Raw genomic sequence first — 18131 nt, 5'->3', positions numbered from 1 at the left:
GGCGTGGCGGCAGAGAAACCTTCGGCGGTACGACGAAGGGGCGCGACCGGATCGGCCGCGCCCCTTCGACGCAGGTCTCACCCGGTGGAGGTCACTCCCCCGGCGTCGACTTGGCGATCTGCATCAGGAACTCGATGTTGGTGCGGGACTGCTTGAGCCGGTCCAGCAGGAGGTCGAGTGCCGCCTGCGAGTCCAGCGAGTGCAGCACCTTGCGGAGCTTGTGCACGATGGCCAGCTCCTCCGGCGCGAGCAGGATCTCCTCCTTGCGCGTACCGGACGGGTGGATGTCGATGGCCGGGAAGGTCCGCTTGTCGGCGATCTTCCGGTCCAGCTTCAGCTCCGCGTTACCGGTGCCCTTGAACTCCTCGAAGATGACCGTGTCCGCCATCGAACCGGTCTCCACCAGCGCGGTGGCGAGGATGGTCAGCGAGCCGCCGTTCTCGATGTTCCGGGCCGCGCCGAGGAACCGCTTCGGCGGGTACAGCGCGGTGGAGTCGATACCACCCGACATGATCCGGCCGCTGGCCGGCGCCGCCAGGTTGTACGACCGGCCGAGCCGGGTCACCGAGTCGAGCAGGACGACCACGTCGTGACCCAGCTCGACCAGGCGCTTGGCCCGCTCGATCGCCAGCTCGGCGACAGTGGTGTGGTCCTGCGGCGGACGGTCGAACGTGGCCGCGATGACCTCGCCCTTCACCGACCGCTGCATGTCGGTGACCTCTTCGGGCCGCTCGTCCACCAGCACCACCATCAGGTGGCACTCCGGGTTGTTGTGCGTGATCGCGTTCGCGATCGCCTGGAGCACCATCGTCTTACCCGCCTTCGGCGGCGAGACGATCAGCGCCCGCTGGCCCTTGCCGATCGGCATGACCAGGTCGATCACCCGGGTGGTGAGGATGTGCGGCTCGGTCTCCAGCCGCAACCGCTCCTGCGGGTACAGCGGGGTGAGCTTGTAGAACTCCGGGCGACGCTTGGCCTCGTCCGGCTCCATCCCGTTGATGGTGTCCAGCCGGACCAGCGGGTTGTACTTGTCCCGCCGCTGCTCGCCGTCGCGTGCCGCGCGGACCGCGCCGGTGATCGCGTCACCGCGCCGCAGCCCGTACTTCTTGATCTGGGACATCGACACGTACACGTCGTTCGCGCCGGCCAGGTAGCCGGTGGTCCGGACGAAGGCGTAGTTGTCGAGCACGTCGACGATGCCGGCCACCGGGACGAGCACGTCGTCCTCGCCGACCTGCGGCTCGCGACCGCCGCTGTCGCCGCCACCGCCCTCGTTACGGTCGCCACGACCGCGTCGACGGTCCCGGAAACGGCTGCGCCGGCTACGCCGACCGCCGCCCTCGTCGTCGTCACCGTCGTTGTCGCGGTCGGCCCGCTGCCCGCGCTCGCCCCGGTCACCACGGTCGTTGCGGTCACCACGGTCACTGCGGTCGCTACGGTCGTTGCGCTCGCCCCGGTCACCCCGCTCGGTGCGCTCAGTGCGCTCGCCCCGCTCGGTGCGGTCGCCACGGTCGCCCCGCTCCGCACGCTCGGCGCGGTCGGTGCCACGCTCGCCACGCTCGGCGCGGTCGGTCTTCTCCGCACGGTCGGTGCCGCGCTCGGTGCGCTCGCCCCGCTCGGCACGGTCGCCCCGCTCGGCACGGTCGCCACGCTCGGCACGGTCGCCACGCTCGGCGCCGCGCTCGCGGCCGGACCGGCCCTCGGTGCGCTCGCCGGTCTCGGCGGCGGGCTCCTCGGTCCGGGGCTCCTCGGTCCGGGGCTCCGCAGCAGCGGTGGCCCGGCTGCGCCGGGTCCGGCTACGGCCCTCGGTCTCGACGCTCGCTGCCGGTTGCTCGGCGCGGCGCTCGGCCTCCGGCCGCTCACCCGCGTCGCGAACCTCCGCGTGAACCTCCTCGCGGACCGGTGCGGCGGCCGCCGCGACCTCGGCCCGTGGTCGAGGGGCCCCGGCGGCGCTGCCCTGGCGCTCGGAGATCGCGCTGATCAGCTCGCCCTTGCGCATACGAGCCGTACCCGAGATGCCGAGCGACGCGGCCAGGCTCTGCAGCTCCGGCAGCAGCATCGCCGACAGGCCGGTGCCGCTGCGCCGACGCCGGGCAGGGGCAGCGGTGGTGGCATCGCCAGCGACGTTGGAAACATCCGACGTCACGTCGGTGGTGTCGCTCAATGGATTCCTTCCCTCGATAAGGCCGGGACTGCCCGGAATCGACTAACAGGTGGCCGGGCGGCCTCGGTGCACCCGCCTCGCATGACGCTTCGCGGGAGTCTGTGACACAGCAGCCGGTCGGTCGCCCGACCCTCCAGGAAGCCGGAGAGCGGGTTTCGCCGTCTGCGGCGACCAGTGAAGACTGCGGTGCGGCGTATGCCTAAGCAGGGGTGACGGGCTTACCGCCGAGAGCTTCGGGGGTGCGCCGACCCGCAGGAGATCGCATGCTTCGCGGCTGTGCTAAGTCTAGAGCGTAATCAACTCTTCCGACCTGCGGCAACAGGGTCCCGCTCCGCGTGTCCGAGTCTACCCTGCTCGACCTGCGCGCCGGGTACGTCTATCGGCAACTGCAGAACCTGCCATTCTGTTCCCGCGTCGAAGCCTTCCGGCAGCTCAGACAGAGCGAGCACGGTCGGTCCGGCCCCACTGACCACGGCGGCCACACCGGCCGCACGCAACTCGTCGACCACTGCGGCCGTACCCGGCATCGACGGTGCGCGATAACCCTGGTGCAGTCGGTCGACGGTGGCCGGCAGCAAGAGATCCGGCTCGGTGGTCAACGCGTGCACCAGCAGCGCCGCCCGCCCGGCGTTGAGCGCGGCGTCAGCGTGCGGCACGGTCGCCGGCAGCGCCGCCCGCGCCGAGGCGGTCAGCCCGCGCTCGGTCGGCACCAGCACCGTCGGGCGTACGCCCTCGGCCACCGGCAACGACACCGCCCGCGCACCGGCGGACTCCGTCCAGGCCAGCGTGAACCCGCCGAGCAGACAGGGCGCGACGTTGTCCGGATGTCCCTCGATCCGGGCGGCCAGCCGCAGCGCGGCGTCGTCGTCGAGCCGCTGTTCCCCGTCGACCACCAGGGCCCGGGCCAGCAGCACGCCGGCCACGATCGCCGCCGAGGAGGAACCGAGCCCACGTGCCTGCGGGATCCGGTTGACACACTCCAACGCCAACCCGGACGGCTGGCCGCCGAGTTCGTCGAAGGTCGCCCGCATGGCGCGTACCACCAGGTGCCCGTCGTCGGCCGGCAGGTCGTCGGCGCCCTCACCGGCCACCGAGACGGTCACGCCACCCGCCGTCACCTCGGCGGCGACGTCGTCGTAGAGCGCGAGGGCGAGGCCCAGGGCGTCGAAGCCGGGACCCAGGTTCGCACTGGTGGCGGGGACCCGGACCCGGACCGGGCCGGCGGCGAATGTGGTCGGCACGCCGCCCATGCTAGGGCCCCAGCGGCGACGTCCGGCACGCCGCCCGTCCCCTGGGACGCAGCTTCCGCCTGAGCACGCTTGCCGACAGGTCCTAGTCTGCCCAGACCGACGGCTTCGGGAGGACTGCGTGTACGACTTCAGATATCTGCTGGTGCAGGTGGCGATGGAGCTGCCGACGCTGGCGGTGCTGATCACCGGCGGCGTACTGGCGGCCTCCGCCCGGGGGCGGCTGCCGGAGGCGGTCCGCCGCCTGCTGCTGGCCGGGCTCGCCGTCCTCCTGGTCCTTTCGCTGTTCAGCACCGCGTGGTCGGTCGCCCTGCCCTGGGTGGCCGCCGAGGGTCCCGCTCGTTTCGGCGCGCTGTCCCTGGTGGTCGGAGTGATCCACGCGTTGCTCTTCCCGGCCGGGCTCGGGCTGCTGATCGCGGCCGCGTTGGCCAGCCGGCGGAGCGGCCCGGCACCGGGCCCGACCGGACCGGGCGCCCCCACAGCCTGGGATGCGTCACCGGTCGACGCGGACCAACCTCCGGTGGACGCGTACCAGCCGCCGGCCGACCCGTACGGACCTTCGGCGGACCCGTACCGACCGCCCACCGTCACCCGCTAGCGGGGCGGTTCTACCGGGTCGTCGTCTCGGCGACGGTCGGCGCCACGGCGGCGAGCGAGAGTCGTCGGGTGGCCACCCGCCAGCCGATCGCGTACGTCAACGTGACCAGGCCGCAACTGGCCAGCACGATCCGTTCGTCCACCACGTCCACCACCGAGGCGACCGCGAGCTGGCTGACCGAGATCGCCAGCGTCGCCAGCATCATGTCGGTGGCGAACACCCGGCCCCGCAACCGGTCCGGAACCTCGCCCTGCAACGCGAAGTTCGACATCACCCAGTTGCTGCCCCCGGCGAAGTGCGCCACGAACACCAGCACCAGTACCAGCGGGAACCAGGGCACCACCGAGGTGCCCAGATAGGCCAGTCCGTACGCCGACATGGACAGTGCCAGTCCGGGCAGCAACCAGGCCCGGTTGGTCAGCACCCGACGCATCAGGATCGGGCCGACCAGCGCGCCCGCGCCGCGTACCGCGAACAGCAGGCCGGTGCCGAGCGCGCCGACCCCGTACACCCCGGCCAGCAGCGGAAAGACGGTCAGCACGCCGTTGCCCAGGCCGACCGCCGACTTCACCGTCACCAGGGCCAGCACCCGGGGGCGGTGCGCGATGTAGCCCAACGCCTCGCGGATCGCCGCCCAGGTCTGCGGCGGCGCCTCGTCCCGCTCGCGCGGCGCCTGGAGGGGTCGGCGGATCCGGGTGGCCAGCACCGCGGCGAGCACCAATGCGACGGCGGCGACCCAGAAGCAGACGTACGGCCCGGCGGCCGCGCTGAGGACGCCGCCGAGGGAGGCGCCGACGACGGTCATGGTGCCCCAGGCCGACCCGGCCACCGCGTTGCCCGCGGCCAACTCCTCCGGGTCGAGCACGTTCGGCAGGGCCGCCTGCGCGGCCGGGGAGTAGAACGCCTTGGCCACCGCGATCACGCCGATGCCGAGCATCGCCAGCCAGGCCGTGTCGGCGTCGCGTACGCCGAGCAGGAGCAGGGCGCCGACCAGCGCGGCCGCGTTCGCGGCGATCATGATCTTGCGGCGGTCGAACCGGTCGGCGATGGTCCCGGTGTACGGCAGCAGCAACGCCACGATGCCGGTGTCCACGGCCAGCACCAGCGCGCCCCACACGCCGCTGCCGGTGAGCTGCGGCAACAGGACCAGCAGCGGCACCATCACGAACCAGTCGGCGCCGAAGACCACCAGTTGGGCCAGGAAAAGGCTGCGGAAGTTCCGGTTACGGGTGATGACCCCGACGGTGGACGCCACGAGCCGGACCCTACCCGGCCGCCCTCCCCCGGTGAGTCGGGGCGCGGACACCCGGATGTAAGGAGGGGTCCCCTGCTATGCACGAGGCGTTAGTAGGGGACCCCTCCTTTCACTCAGTGGGCGGGAACGGCGAGTTGCGGGTCTTCGGCAGCCGGAGCACCTCGAACTGGTCGGTGTTCTCGATCAGCGCGCCGGTGGGCGCCGCCGGCACCGGTCGGCTCTCCGGTCTGCGCTCCTCGGCGGCCGGCGCGGCCGGATCCGCCTCCCCGCCGGCCGGCTCGTCGCCGGTCGCCTCGGCGGGCTCGACCTCGCGCGGCTCGTCTTCGGGCGTCGAGCCGGACCGGCCCCGACGCCAGCCCCGCACCGACGCCTTGGTGTCCTCCACCATGGCGTACAGCGTGGGCACCAGGATCAGCGTGAGCAGGGTGGAGCTGAGCAGGCCGCCGATCACCACGATCGCCAGCGGTCGGGAGATGAACCCGCCCTCGCCGGTGAGCCCGAAGGCCATCGGCGTCAACGCGAAGATGGTCGCGATGGCGGTCATCAGGATCGGGCGGAGCCGGTGCCGTCCACCCTCGACCACCGCCTCCCGGACGCCCATCCCCTGTGCCCGGTACTGGTTGACCAGGTCCAGCAGCACGATCGCGTTGGTCACCACGATGCCGACGAGCATGAGCACGCCGATCAGCGCCGGCACGCTCAACGCGGTGCCGGTGGCCAGCAGCAGGGCGACCGCGCCGGTGGCCGCGAACGGGATCGAGACCAGCAGGATCAGCGCCTGTACGACGCTGCGGAAGGTCGCCATCATGATCAGGAACACGATCGCGATCGCGGCCAGCACGGCCAGACCGAGATCGGCGAAGGTGTCCCGCTGCTCGGTGCTGACCCCGCCGATGGTCAGGGTCGCTCCGGGTACGTCGATCGCGTCCAGCTCGCGTTGCAGCTCGCTGCTGATCGCGCCCAGGTCGGAGCCGGTGACCGTGCCGGTCACCGAGACGCTGCGCTCACCGTCGATCCGCCGCACCTGCTGAGGTCCGGTGGTCTCGGTGACCTCGGCGATGTCGTCCAGCTTCACCGCGCCGACCCGCATCTCGCGCAGCTCGGTCACGGTCGTCGGCGGCTGCGCGGACAGCCGCAGCACCACGTCGCGCGCACCGTCGTCCAGGCTCACCTGGCCCAGCGGCGTACCCCGGAACGCCTGCGCGACGAGCTGACCGACCGCGGCCTCGGTGAGCCCGGCCCGGCTGGCGGCCGTCCGGTCGACGGTCACCTCCACCCGCGGCACCTGCTCGGTCAGGGTGGACGAGACGTCCTCGACGCCCCCGAGGCGGGTCAACACCGCCTCGGCCTGCTCGGCGGCCCGGGTCAGCGCCTCGGGGTCGGCGGCGCGCACCACCACGGCCAGCTCGTTGGCGGACGCCCCGCCCTGGCCCGCCGGGAAGGTGATCTCGCCCGCCTCGGCGCCGAGCGCCCCGATGCGGTCCCGCAGGATGCCGCGCATCTCCTTGGCGTCGGTCTCCTCGCCGAGCAGCAGCGCGTAACTGGCCACGTTGTTGCCGGCGCCACCGCCCCACGGCGAGTCGCCGCCACCGGCGGTGACCTGGTACGACCGCACCCCGGGCGTCTCCGCCAGCACCGCCTCGACCCTTCGGGCCGCCGCGTCGGTGCCGACCAGCCCGGTGCCCACCGGCAGCTCCTGCCGGATGTTCAGGGTGTCCTGGCCGGAGTCGTCCAGGAAGTTGGTCTCCAACTGCCGGGCCAGGCCGAACGTGCCGAGCAGCACCACCAGCCCGGCCGCCAGGGTGGCCCAGCGGAACGCCCGCCGTCCGGTGGCGAACCGGATCACCGGCAGGTATGCCCGCTGCAACGGGCTGCGCAGTTCCCGCTCCTCGGCGGCGCGGCGCACGGCTGCCCCGTCGGCGCCGGTGACCGGCTTCAGGAACCAGTACGCGAGCACCGGCACCACCGTCAGCGAGACCAGCAGCGAAGCCAGCAGCGCCACCGTGACCGTGATCGCGAACGGTGCGAAGAGCTGGCCGACGAAGCCGCCGACCAGGGCGATCGGCGCGAAGACGGCGACCGTGGTGAGCGTGGAGGCGGTGACCGCTCCGGCCACCTCGCGGACGGCGGTGAGGATCGCCTCCCGCTTCGGCCCGCCGTACGTGAGGTGCCGTTTGACGTTCTCCAGCACCACGATCGAGTCGTCCACCACCCGCCCGACGGCGACCGTCAACGCGCCGAGGGTGAGCAGGTTGAGCGAGTAGTCGCCGATCCAGAGGGCGAGCAGCGCGACCACCACGGACAGCGGGATGGAGACCGCGGTGACCACGGTGGAGCGGATCGACAGCAGGAACACCAGGATGACCACCACGGCCATGATCAAGCCCAGCAGGCCCTCGGTGCTCAGCGTCTTGATCGACTTCTCCACGAACGGGGCCTGGTCGAGCACGACGGTCAGCTCGGCGCCGGTGGCGGCCCGCAGGTCGTCGAGCCGGTCGGCGACCGCGTGCGAGATCTGCACGGCGTTGCCGTCCGGGTCGGCGGTGACCGCGATGCCCAGGCTCTCCCGACCGTTGGTACGCGTGATCGCGGTGGCCGGGGCGAGTTGCTCGGAGACCGTGGCGACGTCGCCCAGGCGGACCGGAGCGGTCTTGCCCCTTGCCGGTGCGACGATGACGGCCCGCAGGTCGTCCAGCGTGGTCAGTGGCGAGCCCACCTGCACCGGCAGCGCCCGGTTGCCGTCCAGGACCGCTCCGGCGGGTACCGACACCCCGTTGGCCTGCAACGCGGTGCCGATCGCGGTCGGCGGCACCTTGGCGCGGGTCAGCTTGGCCGGGTCCGGGGTGATGACCACCAGGTCGTCGCGGACGCCGGTCAGCTCGACGCCGCGTACGCCCTCGATGGCCGCCAGCTCGGGCACCACCGTGTCCCGCAGTGTGGCCGCGAGGGCGCGCTCGTCGTCACCGCCGCTGGCGGCGAGCACCACGGCCGGCAGGTCGTCCGTGCTGCCCGCGATCACCTGCGGCTCGACCTCGTCGGGCAGCCGGGTGCGGTTGAGCGCGGTCTGCATCCGGTTGACCACGTCGTCCAGGTCGGTGCCGAACTCGTACTGCACCTGGATGGTGCTCAGGCCCTCGCGGGAGGTGGAGGTGACGGTGTCCAGCGCGGGAATGCCTTGCAGGCTGTTCTCGATCGGCACGGTCACCTGGGACTCGACGACCTCGGGCCCGGCACCGGGGTAGGACGCCACGATGAACGCGGCGGGGAACTCCAACGAGGGCAGGAGTTGCTGCTTCAGCGACGGCACGGCGTACGCACCGAACGCCGTGGTCACCACCGCGATGAGGGCGACCAGCCCTCGGTTGGCGAGGCTGAATCTGGCGAGCAGCGACATCGGCGTGGCTCACTCCTGGGGGAGACGTTCGAAGGGCACGAGCAGTGTGCCCGACCCGGTCCGCCCGTCGGTGTCCGGGGCGGACCCGGCGGGCACCGGTTCGGCGGTGCCGATCCGCAGCGACGCCACCAGGTCCCGGTACAGCTCGTCGGTGCGCAGCAGGGTGGCGTGGTCCCCGACGGCGCGGATCCGTCCCCGTTCCATCACCACGATCTGATCAGCGTCGAGCACGGTGGAGAGTCGGTGCGCGATCGTCACCACGGCCCCTTCCTGGGCCCGCTGCCGGACGCACCGGCTCACCACCGCCTCGGTCAGGCCGTCGACCTGCGAGGTGGCCTCGTCGAGCAACAGCACGTCCGGCGTACGCAGCACCGCCCGCGCCAGCGCGATGCGCTGCCGTTCGCCGCCGGAGACGGTGGTGGCGGCCAACGGGGTGTCCAACCCGAGCGCCAACCCGCTCACCTTCTCGTGCAGGTTCACCGCCCGCAGCGCGGTCCACAGTTCGTCGTCGCTCGCGTCCGGATGGGTGAAGCGCAGGTTGTCCCCGATGGTGCCGGGCACCACCGGCGCCTCCTGCTCCACGTAGGCCAGTCGGCCACGGATCTGCGCCGGGGTGTGGTCGGCGTACCGGCCGCCGTCGAGCAGCAGTTCCCCGTGCTCCGGTTCGACGAAGCGCAGCAGCAGGGAGAACAGGGTGGTCTTGCCGGCCCCCGAGGGCCCGACCAGCGCGGTGTGGCCGACGCGGGGAATCTCCAGGTCGATGCCCCGCACGGCGGGTGGCGCCGAGGGCGCGTACCGGGCGGTGACGCCTCGCAGCGTCAGCACCGGCCCGGTGGGGTCGCGGTGTCCGACGGTGCCGACCGGCGGTACGGGCTCCGGCGCGGCGGCCGTGGTGGTCGGCGACGAGCCGGGTTCGACCTCCACCGCCTCGATCTCGCGGAGCCGGCCGGCCGCCGCGATCCCGGCCTGCATGGCGGTGAGATTCTGGGTCAGCTCGCTGATCGGCCCCATCAGCCCGAAGGCGTAGAGCAGGAACGCGATCAGGGTGGACACCTCGATCAGGCCGCGTTCGGCCCGTGCCGCGCCGACGCCCAGGATGACGATGACCGCGAGCTGGATGCCGGTCCAGGAGATCGTCCACACCAGGGCGCTGCGCCGGGCGGCGCGAAGTCCGTGCTCGGCGGCGTCGCGGGCGTGCGTGGTGAGCGCCGACGTCTGACGCTGTTCGGCGCGGCTGGCCTTGACCGTCCGGATGGCGCGCAGTGAGCCTTCCAGGGCCCCGCCGAACCGCCCGACCGATTCCTGGGCCGCCTCCTGGGCACGGCCGATGGAGGGCAGCAGCAGTCCCATCAGCACCGCCACCACGACCACCGCGACCATGGTGGCGCCGAGCAACACCAGGTCGAGCGCGCCCATCAGCACCAGCGTCCCGACCAGCGCCAACGCACCATTGGTCAGGCCGACCAGGCTGCCGGACGCCTGGTGCAGCAACGCGGGGTCGGAGGTGGCCCGGGTGACCAGTTCACCGCCGGAGCGGTGGGTGAGCTGGTCGATCCGGGCGGCGAAGTAGCGGCGGATCACGCCGGTGCGGGCGTCGAGCACCACCCGCTCGGCGATGCGGCCCATCAGGATCCACTGCCACAGCGAGATGGCGGCACCGACCACCACGAGCACCAGCAGCACGGCGACGGGTCGGGCCAGCGACTCACCGGCGCCGAGGGTGTCCAGCACCCACTTGGTCACCAGCGGGGTGGCCAGCCCGGCCGCGTTGGCGACCAGGCCTAGCAGCAGCCCGACCAGCATGGCCGGCCAGTGCGGCCGGAGGTAGGTCAGCAGCAGCCGGGTCCGGGCCCTCGGGGCGGTCGGGGCGGTCGGCTCCGATTCGGTCGCGGCGGGTACGGCGGTCACAGTCACTCGGCAATGGAACATCACTGTTCCACTACGGGCAAGCAATATTCCGAATTTGTACGTTGGTAACCTGTCCGGCGTGATGACCACCGACGAGAGCGGCAGCCGGGCGCGGACCCGGCAGGCGATCCTGCAGGCCGCGATCGAGGTGCTCAGCCACAACCAGGCCGCCAGCCTGAGCGAGATCGCCACCGCCGCCCAGGTCGGCCGGACCACCCTGCACCGCTACTTCGCCGAACGCTCCGACCTGCTGGCCGCCGTGGCCGCCGAGGGCGCGAACCGGCTCAACGAGGCCACCGGACGCGCCCGCCTGGCCGACGGCACCGGCGCCGAGGCGCTGCTCCGCCTCTGCGCGGAGTACTTCGACCTGGGCGACCTGCTCTCGCTCGTCTTCGCCGAGCCGACGATCATCGAGGACCCGGTCTGGGGCACCGAGGTCTGCGACGACGACTTCTACGCGATGATCGCGCGCGGCCACGCCGACGGCAGCATCGACCCGGCGCTGCCCGCGCCGTGGGTGCAGTCGGTGCTCTGGTCCCAGCTCTACGCCGGCTGGAGCTACCTGGCCTCCCACGAGGTCTCCCGGCACGAGGCCCTCGGCCTGGTCATCCGGACCGTCGCCGGCGCTGTCGCACCCCGGGGCTGACCCTCCGCCGGCTCACCCTCGTTCAGCCCCGACCGGCGGCATCGGCCCGTCGACGGCGGTCCGTCCACGCGGCACGCCCGCACCACCACGGCGCGTCGAGCGGGGCACCGCCGGGGCGCCCACCCCCAGCAGCCGTGGATGCCGCCGGGCGGCGAGGTCCTCGATCCACCCGACGGCCAGCGCCGCGACGGCCGTCAGCAGGACCATCCCGACCAGCCGTATCCCCACGTGGGCGACGGAGTCGAAGGAGAGCCACGGCATGAGCAGGGCGGTGATCGCCGCACTGGCCGGGATGTGCCACAGATAGACGGTGAGCGCCCGGGCGTTGACCAGGCGCAGCAGCCCGCCGCCCCGCGTCGGCCGGACCTCCCCGGTCGACCGGGCAACAGCCGTCGACCGGGGGGCCCACCGCAACAGCGCCGCGACCCAGGCCATCGACCAGATGGTGGAACCGGCCGGGATGTGGTTGAGCTCGCCCGGCGCACCCGTGGTGGCGGCGAGCAGCACCCAGGTGCCACCGACGGTGGCCAGCACCAGGACCAGACCGTGGTAGAGGCGGGCCGGCACCCGCCGCAGCAGTCCGTCGTGGTAGGCGAAACCGAGCAGCCAGCAGGGCAGGTACGACACGACGAAGTAGAACTGGGTCACCCCGGCGAGATGAGCGCACACCGGCAGGGCGGTGGCCGCCGCCAGCACGGGCCACGGCCAGCGGCGGTACAACGGCAGGAGCAGCGGTGAGAGCAGGGTCAGCCACAGGTACGTCGAGACGTACCAGAGGCCGACGGTGAACGCCCACCCCCAGGACATCGCGCCGGCCGACGGCACCCGCAGCGGCAGCAGCCACCAGCAGACGTCGCCCCAACCGAACCCGCTCGGCGTGCCGGAGACCTGACCGGCGACGGCCACCAGCACCAGCACCGTCGCGCCGAAGGCCCAGAACGGCACCAGCAGCCGCCGCATCCGACGGCCGACGGCACGGGTGCCGTACCGGTCCAGCGACGCGGCGAGCAACGCGCCGGCGACGCCGAACATGACGCCCATCGCCGGCACCAGCAGGCTCAGCCACAGCCACCCGGTGGCGTGGTACAGCAGCACCCGGGCCAGTGCCGCAGCGCGCAGCAGGTCCAGGTAGGAGGTCCGTGACTGCGCGGCCACCACGGGCGCGACGCCTGTCGCGTCGGGTGTCCGCCGAGCCTCGGCAGCCACCGGGTCGGTAGCCACCCCATAGTTGTACCGCCAGAAGACGCCTTTGCGACCAAAATGCCCATAAAGGAGCAAGTGTCGGTTTGGCTGCCTCAGGCGAGATCGAGCGAACGGGCGGCGGCGAGCGGGTCGTTGGCGATGGTGACCGGCGCGGGCGCCGTGGTGATCGCCCACTCCGGATCCTTGAGGCCGTGCCCGGTGACGGTGCAGACCACGGTGGACCCGGCCGGCACCCGACCGGCAGCGGCCTGCTGCAACAGACCCGCCACGCTGGCCGCGCTGCCCAACTCCACGAAGACGCCGACCTCCCGGGCCAGCAGGCGGTACGCGGTCAGGATCTCCCGGTCGGTGACCGCCTCGATCAGGCCGCCGCTGGCCTCCCGGGCGTCCAACGCCTTCGTCCAGCTCGCCGGGTTGCCGATCCGGATGGCGGTGGCGATCGTGGACGGCTCGGGCACCACCTGCCCGGTCACGATCGGTGCGGCACCGGCGGCCTGGAAGCCGTACATCTTCGGGGTGCGGGTGGCGTTGCCGGCGTCGCGGTCCTCGACGTAGCCCATCCAGTACGCGGAGATGTTGCCGGCGTTGCCGACCGGCAGGCAGTGGATGTCCGGCGCGTCGCCGAGCGCCTCCACGATCTCGAACGCGGCCGTCTTCTGGCCGTGCAGCCGGTCGATGTTGACCGAGTTGACCAGCGCCACCGGGTAGTCCTGGGCGAGCTTGGCGGCCAACGCCAGGCAGTCGTCGAAGTTGCCGGTGACCTGGAGCAGCTTCGCGCCGTGCACCAGAGCCTGGGCCAGCTTGCCGAGGGCGATCTTGCCCTGCGGCACCAGCACCGCGCAGGTCACCCCGGCGCGGGCCGCGTACGCGGCGGCGGAGGCGCTGGTGTTGCCGGTGGAGGCGCAGATGATCGCCTTGTTACCCGCCTCGACCGCCTTGGAGACGGCCATCGTCATGCCCCGGTCCTTGAACGACCCGGTCGGGTTGGCGCCCTCCACCTTGAGGTAGACGTCGCAGCCGAGCCGCGCGGAGAGCACCGGCGCGGGCAGCAGCGGCGTGTTCCCCTCGTGCAGCGTGACGACCGGCGTGGCGTCGGTGACCGGCAACCGGTCCCGGTACGCCTCGATCAGACCCCGCCACATGCCGCTCTCCTCGCCTCTCGTACCCGTCACCGGTCACCACCGGCCGGGAGCCGTCCGTATCCGGGCCGCCCGCTCACGAGCCCCCCTCGACCCGCAGCACGCTCGCCACCGAACGGACGATATCGAGCCCGCGCAGTTCGCCGACGGTCGCCGCGAGCGCCGCGTCCGGTGCCACATGGGTCACGATGACCAGGATCGCCTCGCCCGCTCCCCCGGCGCCGCCACCGGCCGGCCCCTGCCGCACGGTGGCGATCGAGACGTCGTGGCGGGCGAACACCCCGGCCACCGCCTCCAGCACACCCGGACGGTCGGCCACGTCGAGACTGATGTGGTAGCGGGTGAGCGCCTCGCCCATCGGCCGCACCGGCAGGTCGGCGTAGGCGGACTCGCTGGCCGCGCGGACCCCGGCCAGCCGGTTGCGGGCCACCGCGACCACGTCGCCGAGCACCGCGCTGGCGGTCGGCGACCCTCCCGCGCCCCGGCCGTAGAACATCAACTGTCCGGCCGCGTCGGCCTCGACGAAGACCGCGTTGAACGCGTCACCGACCCCGGCCAGCGGGTGGCTCAGCGGGATCATCGCCGGGTGCACCCGGACGCTGACCGTCTCGCGGCCCTGCCCGTCGGCACCGCGCGCGGCGATGCAGAGCAGCTTGATCGTGCAGCCCATCGCCTTCGCGCTGGCCACGTCGGCGGCCGTCACCTCGGTGATGCCCTCCCGGTGCACGTCGTCGGCACCGACCCGGGTGTGGAACGCCAGCGAGGCGAGGATCGCCGCCTTGGCCGCCGCGTCGAAGCCCTCCACGTCGGCGGTCGGGTCGGCCTCCGCGTACCCCAGCTCGGTGGCCTCCTCCAGCGCCTCGGCGAAGCCGGCGCCGGTGGCGTGCATGGCGGAGAGGATGAAGTTGGTGGTGCCGTTGACGATGCCGGTGACCCGGGTGATCCGGTCGCCGTGCAGCGACTCGCGCAGCGGGCGCAGCAGCGGGATCGCCCCGGCCACCGAGGCCTCGTAGTAGAGGTCGGCGCCGCCCTCGGCCGCCGCGTCGTGCAGCGTGCCGCCGTCCTCGGCGAGCAGCGCCTTGTTGGCGGTGACCACGCTCTTGCCGGCCCGCAGCGCCTCCACCAGCCACCCACGCGCCGGCTCGATGCCGCCGACCACCTCGACGACCACGTCCACGTCGTCGCGCTTGATCAGCCCGAGCGCGTCCGTGGTGAACAGGGCCGGATCGACCGGCAGGTCACCACGGTCACGCCCGAGCCGGCGTACCGCGATGCCGGCGATCTCCAGCGGAGCACCGATCCGGGCGGCGAGGTCGGCCGACTGCACGTGCAGCAGCCGCACCACCTCGGCACCGACGGTGCCGCAGCCGAGCAGGGCCAGGCGCACAGGTTGATTCATCCCACATCCAAGGCGAGCAGGTCCTCTTCGGTCTCCCGTCGAACGATCAGCCGGGCCTGGCCGTCCCGCACCGCGACCACCGGGGGGCGCGGCACGTGGTTGTAGTTGCTGGCCATGCTGCGGCAGTAGGCACCGGTGCCCGGCACCGCGACAAGATCTCCGGGCTGCACGTCGGCGGGCAGGAATTCATCCTTCACCAGGATGTCCCCGGACTCACAATGCTTTCCCACCACGCGGGCGAGCATCGACCCGGCGGAGGTGGCCCGGGAGGCCAGCGTCGCCGAGTACGCGGCGTCGTAGAGCGCGGTCCGGATGTTGTCGCTCATCCCCCCGTCGACGCTGACGTAGGCGCGGTGCCCGTCGGCCGCGTCACCGCCGGCGCCGACCAGCACGGACTTCACTGTGCCCACCTCATAGAGGGTGAACACGGCCGGGCCGACGATCGCCCGACCCGGCTCGATCGAGATGCGCGGCACCGTCAGGCGCTCCGCCGCGCACTCCGCGTCCACGATCCGGCGCAACCGCTTGGCCAGCTCGTGCGGGGTCGAGGGGTCGTCCTGGGTGGTGTACGCGATGCCGAAGCCGCCGCCGAGGTCCAGCTCCGGCAGCTCCACCCCACGGGCGTCGCGGATCTGCGCCTGGAGCGAGAGCACCCGGCGGGCGGACACCTCGAATCCGCTGGTGTCGAAGATCTGCGAGCCGATGTGCGAGTGCAGGCCGCGCAGCTCCAGCACGTCCTCGTCGAGGATCCGCAGCGCCGCCGCGCTCGCCGCGCCCCCGGCCAGCGAGAAGCCGAACTTCTGGTCCTCATGCGCGGTGGCGATGAACTCGTGGGTGTGCGCCTCCACGCCGACGGTGACCCGGATCATGACCCGGGGCCGGACGCCCCGCTCGCGGGCCAGCGCGGTGAGCCGGTCGATCTCGGCGGACGAGTCGACGATGATCCGGCCCACCCCGGCGTCCAACGCCCGGGTCAGCTCGGCCACGGACTTGTTGTTGCCGTGGAAGCCGATCCGCGCAGGCTCCATTCCGGCGGCCAGCGCCACGGCCAGTTCCCCACCGCTGCACACGTCGAGGAACAACCCCTCCTCGGCGATCATCCGGACCACCGCGCGGCAGAGGAACGCCTTGCCCGCGTAGTAGACGTCCTCGTCCGGGAAGGCGGCCCGGAAGTCGCGGCAGCGCGACCGCAGGTCGTCCTCGTCGAGGACGTACACCGGAGTGCCGAACCGGGCGGCCACGTCGCGGACGTCCAGCCCCGCGACGACCAACGCGCCGTCGTCGCCGCGCCGGGTGTTGCGCGGCCACAGGCGCGGCACCAGGGCATTGACGTCGCCCGGGGTACGCAGCCACGCCGGGCCCCGGTTGCCGATGTCACCGTGCAGCGCACCGGCCTCGTGAGCGCGCACCGGTCACATCCTCTCGGGGGCCGAGACGCCGAGCAGGCGCAGGCCGTTGGCGATGACCACCCGGGTGGCGTCGTTCAGCCAGAGCCGGGCCCGGTGCAGGTCGGTGACCTTCTCGTCACCCCGGGGCAGGATCCGGCAGTTGTCGTAGAACCGGTGGTAAGCGCCGGCCAGGTCCTCCAGGTAGCGGGCCACCCGGTGCGGTTCGCGCAGCTCGGCGGCGGCGGCCACCACGGCGGGGAACTCGGCGAGCGCCTTGAGCAGCTCGTTCTCCTTGTCGTGGTCGAGCAGCTCGGGCCGGAACGAGTCGGCGTCACCCCGGGGCAGTCCGACCTCGGCGGCGTTACGCGCGACGTTGGCCGTCCGGGCCGCCACGTACTGCACGTAGTAGACCGGGTTGTCGCGGGTGGCCCGGGTCCACAGCTCGATGTCGATGTCGATCGGCGAGTCGCTGGAGTAGCGGGCCAGCGCGTACCGGGAGGCGTCCACGCCGATCGCGTCGACCAGGTCCTCCAGGGTGACCACGGTGCCGGCGCGCTTGCTCATCCGCACCGGCGCGCCGTCACGGACCAGGTTGACCAGCTGGCCGATGAGGATCTCCAGGGTCTGCTCCGGATCGTCGCCGAAGCAGGCGGCCATCGCCCTCATCCGGCCGATGTAGCCGTGGTGGTCCGCGCCCAGCATGATCACGACCCGGTCGAAGCCGCGCTCCCGCTTGTCCAGGTAGTAGGCGCAGTCCGCGGCGAAGTACGTCCACTCGCCGTTGGACTTGCGCAGCACCCGGTCCTTGTCGTCACCGAAGTCGGTGGTACGCAGCCAGGTCGCGCCGTCGGCGTCGAAGACGTGCCCCTGCTCCCGCAGCCGGGTGAGGGCGTGCTCCAGCTCACCCCGGTCGTGCAGGTCCTTCTCGTTGAAGTAGGTGTCGAACTCCACCCCGAAGTCGCGCAGCGAGGACTTGATCTCCTCGAACATCAGCGCGACGCCCTCCACCCGGAACACCTCCTGGGCGGCGGCCTCGTCCAGCGACTCCACCTCCGGCCGCCGGCTGGTGACCTCGGCGGCGATCTCGGCGATGTACGCCCCGCCGTAACCGTCCTCCGGGGCCGCCTCGCCCCGGGCGGCGGCGAGCAGCGAGCGGGCGAACCGGTCGATCTGCGAGCCGGCGTCGTTGAAGTAGTACTCCGTACCGACCTCCGCGCCGGTGGCCCGCAGCAGGCGGCTCAGCGCGTCGCCGACCGCCGCCCACCGCACCCCGCCGATGTGCACCGGTCCAGTCGGGTTGGCCGAGACGAACTCAAGGTTGATCTTCAGGCCGGCGAGCCGGTCGCCACGGCCGTACTCCTCGCCCGCCTCGACGATGGTCCGGGCGAGCTGGCCGGCGGCGGCGGCGTCGAGCCGGATGTTGAGGAAGCCCGGGCCGGCGATCTCCACCGACTTGATCCCCGCCGTGCTGCCCAGCTCCGTGGCGAGCGCGGTGGCCAGCTCGCGGGGCGGTACGCCCACCTTCTTGCTGAGCTGGAGCGCCAGCGTGGCGGCGTAGTCGCCGTGCTCGGGATTGCGGGGACGCTCGACCGTCGTGTGCTCCGGCAGCGCGGAGCGGTCCAGCCCTCGGTCGGCGAAGACGGAGTGAGCGGCGGCCAGGACGGCTTCGGCGAGTTCAGCGGGAGTCACCGAACCATGTTATCGGGGGTAGACTCGGTCCCCGCGGCGGCGACCCGGCATCGGGGGCTGGGCCGCTGAACTCCTCTGACCGACCGACCTGACGAGGCACG

The 18131-nt window shown here is 72.5% G+C and carries 12 protein-coding genes; 2 read left to right on the top strand and 10 right to left on the bottom strand.

Annotation, left to right across the window (positions count from 1 at the left end; all coding sequences use genetic code 11):
- Positions 1-91: 91 nt before the first annotated feature.
- Entirely contained in the window at positions 92-2164 is a 2073-nt protein-coding gene (gene rho, locus ACIBO1_RS12245; protein WP_396744610.1) for a transcription termination factor Rho, read from the bottom strand.
- Between the two features lie 296 nt (positions 2165-2460).
- Positions 2461-3414, bottom strand: coding sequence for a homoserine kinase (gene thrB, locus ACIBO1_RS12240; protein WP_396744607.1), 954 nt, complete (start codon positions 3412-3414; stop codon positions 2461-2463).
- A gap of 118 nt (positions 3415-3532) precedes the next feature.
- Here thrB and ACIBO1_RS12235 point away from each other — a divergent pair, with 118 nt between their 5' ends.
- Entirely contained in the window at positions 3533-4009 is a 477-nt protein-coding gene (locus ACIBO1_RS12235) for a hypothetical protein (RefSeq protein ID WP_396744604.1), read from the top strand.
- A 10-nt stretch (positions 4010-4019) separates the two neighbouring features.
- Here the strand turns inward: ACIBO1_RS12235 and ACIBO1_RS12230 are convergent, their stop codons facing one another.
- The 3 genes from ACIBO1_RS12230 to ACIBO1_RS12220 form a co-directional block, all read right to left on the bottom strand.
- The gene (locus ACIBO1_RS12230) at positions 4020-5264 is read right to left on the bottom strand and encodes an MFS transporter (protein ID WP_396744601.1); all 1245 of its coding nucleotides are present in this window, start codon (positions 5262-5264) and stop codon (positions 4020-4022) included.
- A 109-nt stretch (positions 5265-5373) separates the two neighbouring features.
- The gene (locus ACIBO1_RS12225; RefSeq protein ID WP_396744598.1) at positions 5374-8658 is read right to left on the bottom strand and encodes an efflux RND transporter permease subunit; all 3285 of its coding nucleotides are present in this window, start codon (positions 8656-8658) and stop codon (positions 5374-5376) included.
- A gap of 9 nt (positions 8659-8667) precedes the next feature.
- Positions 8668-10572 (bottom strand): ABC transporter ATP-binding protein, encoded by a 1905-nt coding sequence (locus ACIBO1_RS12220; RefSeq protein ID WP_396744595.1) that lies wholly within the window; start codon positions 10570-10572, stop codon positions 8668-8670.
- A gap of 76 nt (positions 10573-10648) precedes the next feature.
- On the opposite strand from ACIBO1_RS12220, the gene ACIBO1_RS12215 reads away from it, so the two are divergent.
- The gene (locus ACIBO1_RS12215; RefSeq protein ID WP_396744592.1) at positions 10649-11212 is read left to right on the top strand and encodes a TetR/AcrR family transcriptional regulator; all 564 of its coding nucleotides are present in this window, start codon (positions 10649-10651) and stop codon (positions 11210-11212) included.
- A 12-nt stretch (positions 11213-11224) separates the two neighbouring features.
- On the opposite strand, the gene ACIBO1_RS12210 is transcribed toward ACIBO1_RS12215, so the two are convergent.
- The 5 genes from ACIBO1_RS12210 to argS all read right to left on the bottom strand — a co-directional run bounded on the left by ACIBO1_RS12210 (position 11225) and on the right by argS (position 18030).
- On the bottom strand, positions 11225-12433 hold the full coding sequence (locus tag ACIBO1_RS12210; protein WP_396744589.1) for an acyltransferase: 1209 nt from the start codon (positions 12431-12433) through the stop codon (positions 11225-11227).
- Positions 12434-12507: 74 nt separating this feature from the next.
- Positions 12508-13557, bottom strand: coding sequence for a threonine synthase (gene thrC / locus ACIBO1_RS12205; protein WP_396744819.1), 1050 nt, complete (start codon positions 13555-13557; stop codon positions 12508-12510).
- Between the two features lie 73 nt (positions 13558-13630).
- Entirely contained in the window at positions 13631-14941 is a 1311-nt protein-coding gene (locus ACIBO1_RS12200; protein ID WP_350693145.1) for a homoserine dehydrogenase, read from the bottom strand.
- 8 nt (positions 14942-14949) lie between these two features.
- Entirely contained in the window at positions 14950-16362 is a 1413-nt protein-coding gene (lysA, locus tag ACIBO1_RS12195) for a diaminopimelate decarboxylase (protein ID WP_396744586.1), read from the bottom strand.
- A gap of 3 nt (positions 16363-16365) precedes the next feature.
- Complete coding sequence (gene argS, locus ACIBO1_RS12190; protein WP_396744583.1) at positions 16366-18030, bottom strand: arginine--tRNA ligase; 1665 nt, start codon at positions 18028-18030, stop codon at positions 16366-16368.
- Positions 18031-18131: the final 101 nt, after the last annotated feature.

The sequence above is a fragment of the Micromonospora sp. NPDC049903 genome (genome assembly GCF_044460945.1).
Lineage (GTDB): Bacteria > Actinomycetota > Actinomycetes > Mycobacteriales > Micromonosporaceae > Micromonospora.
The sequence above is the reverse complement of the archived record's forward strand: the minus strand, read 5'-3'. Positions and strand labels throughout refer to the sequence as shown.